This is a genomic window from Hydrogenophaga sp. A37, assembly GCF_002001205.1.
Lineage (GTDB): Bacteria > Pseudomonadota > Gammaproteobacteria > Burkholderiales > Burkholderiaceae_C > Hydrogenophaga.
This window is the reverse complement of record NZ_MUNZ01000022.1, coordinates 1-2,600: the sequence shown is the minus strand read 5'-3', so window position 1 is coordinate 2,600 and position 2,600 is coordinate 1. Positions and strand designations below refer to the sequence as shown.

3 protein-coding genes are annotated in these 2,600 nt (G+C 64.2%); all 3 read left to right on the top strand.

Features of this window, described 5'->3' with window-relative positions:
• The first annotated feature begins 82 nt into the window (after positions 1-82).
• Complete coding sequence (locus B0E41_RS00170; RefSeq protein ID WP_077327380.1) at positions 83-526, top strand: transposase; 444 nt, start codon at positions 83-85, stop codon at positions 524-526.
• Positions 502-852 carry an IS66 family insertion sequence element accessory protein TnpB gene (gene tnpB / locus B0E41_RS00165; RefSeq protein WP_077327377.1) on the top strand — a complete coding sequence of 117 codons (351 nt, stop codon included), beginning with the start codon at positions 502-504 and terminating at the stop codon, positions 850-852. The genes B0E41_RS00170 and tnpB overlap by 25 nt, the downstream gene beginning before the upstream one ends.
• A 101-nt stretch (positions 853-953) precedes the next feature.
• Positions 954-2,558, top strand: a complete 1,605-nt coding sequence (locus tag B0E41_RS00160; RefSeq protein WP_077327374.1) for an IS66 family transposase — start codon at positions 954-956, stop codon at positions 2,556-2,558.
• Positions 2,559-2,600: the final 42 nt, after the last annotated feature.

The window sequence follows — 2,600 nt, the reverse complement described above, 5'->3', positions numbered from 1 at the left end:
GTAAGCGGTCATCCAACTACGTCTTCCCACAGAGGGCCTGAGAGGGGAAGCTACGAGTCCATGTAGAACAAGGTGGACACGTATGTCAGAGATCGATGCAGAGGTGGTACGGCGCCTGGTCACGGGACGCAAGAACGATGGGCGGGCCGTGTACGACCCGCAGGCCAAGGCCGAGGTGGTGCGGGCGTGCATGAGGCCGGGTGTTTCGGTGGCGCGCATGGCGCTGCAATGCGGCATCAACGCGAACCTGCTGCGCCGCTGGATCACCCAGAGCATGGGCGCGGACACGAAGACAAGTCGGGCCAACATGCCGACCGTGGCCATGGCCAGCACGGATGCTTTTGTGCCGCTGCGGCTTGCGGCCCCCAGGGCAGTGCCTGCCACTGCTGCTGCGCTCAAGCTTCGGCTTCACGCCCGACTGCCCAATGGGGTGGAGGTCGACCTCAGCGATGCGGGCCCAGGTGAGTTGTTGCCCGTCCTTGAACTTCTGGGGCGCCTGCCATGTTCCGACTCGACGATACGCTGACGGTGTACCTGCACCGCCCGGCCATCGACTTTCGCATGGGGATCAATGGCCTGGCCATCCTGGTGGAGCAAGCCCTGGGCATGAACCCGTTCGCGGCGGCGGTGTACGTGTTCAGCAACCGCCGGCGCAACCGGGTCAAGATCCTGGGCTGGGACCGAAACGGCTTCTGGCTGATGATGAAGCGCCTGGAGCAAGACCGCTTCATCTGGCCAGACGAGGCGGTGGTGCCGACGCTGACAGTCGAGCAACTGCACTGGCTGCTCGATGGCATTGACCTGGCGGTCACGCAGCGACACCCACATCGGTTCTACGAGCGCGTCGCCTGAAGCGGACGCGGACGAGGTGGCAACGACCACGGCTGAGAATACTTGCCTCAAAATATTCGGCACAAGGAACCGCCTGAGCGACAAGAAGATCGAAGCAGTCGATGGAACTGACGCCCTCCGCCGAAGAATTTGCAGCCTTGCAAAAGGCGCTGGCCCAGGCCACCCAGACCAGCGAATCGCTCGCTGGTGAACTGCGCGTCACGCGCGCCGAGCGCGACCTGCTCAAGGAGCAGCTCAACAAATTCAAGCGTCAGTTGTTCGCTGCCAAGAGCGAGGCCAGCGCCGGCCACCAGAAGGACATGTTCTTCAACGAGGCCGAGTCATTGGGCGCTGCGGCCCAGCCGACCCAGGAAGAAACCGAGGCCGACGACAACACCGTCGAGGTTCCCGCCCACAAACGGACCAAGCGCGGGCGCAAGCCACTGGACCCAGCCCTGCCACGCGAGGTGGTGCGCCACGAACTGCCCGAATCCGAGCGCGTATGCCCGCACGACGGTGCCGTGCTGCGAGAGATTGGCGTGGAGGCCAGTGAACAGCTCGACATCATTCCGCAACAAGTGCGCGTGATCCGCCACGAGCGGGTCAAGTACGCCTGCCCGTGCTGCGATGGCACGCTGCGTCTGGCGGCCAAGCCCGAGCAAGTCATCCCCAAAGGGCTGTTCAGCGAAGGCCTGCTGGCCTGGGTGATCACGTCCAAGTACGTGGACGGCCTGCCGCTGTACCGCCAGGCGGCCCTGCTGGGGCGCTTTGGCGGCAGCGACCTCTCGCGCAACACCATGGCCGCCAGCGTGGTGCGCGTGGGCCAGGCGGTGCAGCCGGTCATCAACCTGCTGCGCGACCTGGTGTTGGACGCCCCGCTGATCTTCGGTGACGAGACAGAGATCCAGGTGCTCAAGGAGGCTGGGCGCAGCGCCCAGTCCAAGAGCTACATGTGGGCGCAAATGACCGATGGCTCTGGCGCCAGCGGCACGGGCCCACCCATACGATTGTTCGCCTACTCACCCTCACGCAGCACCGAGGCGGCGCAGCGTCTGTACGTCGGTGCGCGCGAGGGCGGCGTGCTGATGAGCGACGGCTACGAGGTCTACAACAAAATCGCCTTGGCCAACAAGCTCGTGCACATCGGGTGTTGGGCCCATTGCAGGCGTTACTTCAATGACGCGCTGCAGGCATTGCCCAAAGCCAACCGGGGGCCTGAGCAATTGGCGGCCAGGTTCATCGCGCTGATCGGCAAGCTCTACCGCGTGGAGGCCTTGGCCAAAGAGCAAGGGCTGGATGCGGACGCATTGCTGCAAAGCCGCCAGACCCACAGTGTGCCGGTGCTGCAAGAGATCCAGGCCCTGCTGCTGGCCAACGTTCATGCGGTGCTGCCAGGCAGTTTGCTGGGCAAGGCGCTGCACTACCTGTCCTCGCAGTGGGCCAAGCTGGAGCGCTTCGTCACCAGCGGGCACTTGCCCGTAGACAACAACGGCTGTGAGAATTCGATCCGCCCGTTTGTGATTGGCAGACGCAACTGGCTCTTCGCCGACACCGTGGCCGGCGCCAACGCGAGCGCCAACCTGTACTCGTTGCTGGAGACCTGTAAGGTCAACGGCGTTGATGGGTACCAGTACCTGAGGGCGTTGCTGGTGGCACTCCCGCGGGCCAGGACTGTCGATGACTACGAGGCCTTGCTGCCCTGGCGCATCACTGCGCTCAAGATCTGAACTGCGGGACAGCGCAAGGGGTGCGGTCTATTGACCGCTTAC

Coding starts and splice junctions, on each gene's coding strand:
- B0E41_RS00160 (WP_077327374.1), top strand. CDS start 954: ATGGAACTGACGCCCTCCGCCGAAGAATTTGCAGCCTTGCAAAAGGCG.
- B0E41_RS00170 (WP_077327380.1), top strand. CDS start 83: ATGTCAGAGATCGATGCAGAGGTGGTACGGCGCCTGGTCACGGGACGC.
- tnpB (WP_077327377.1), top strand. CDS start 502: ATGTTCCGACTCGACGATACGCTGACGGTGTACCTGCACCGCCCGGCC.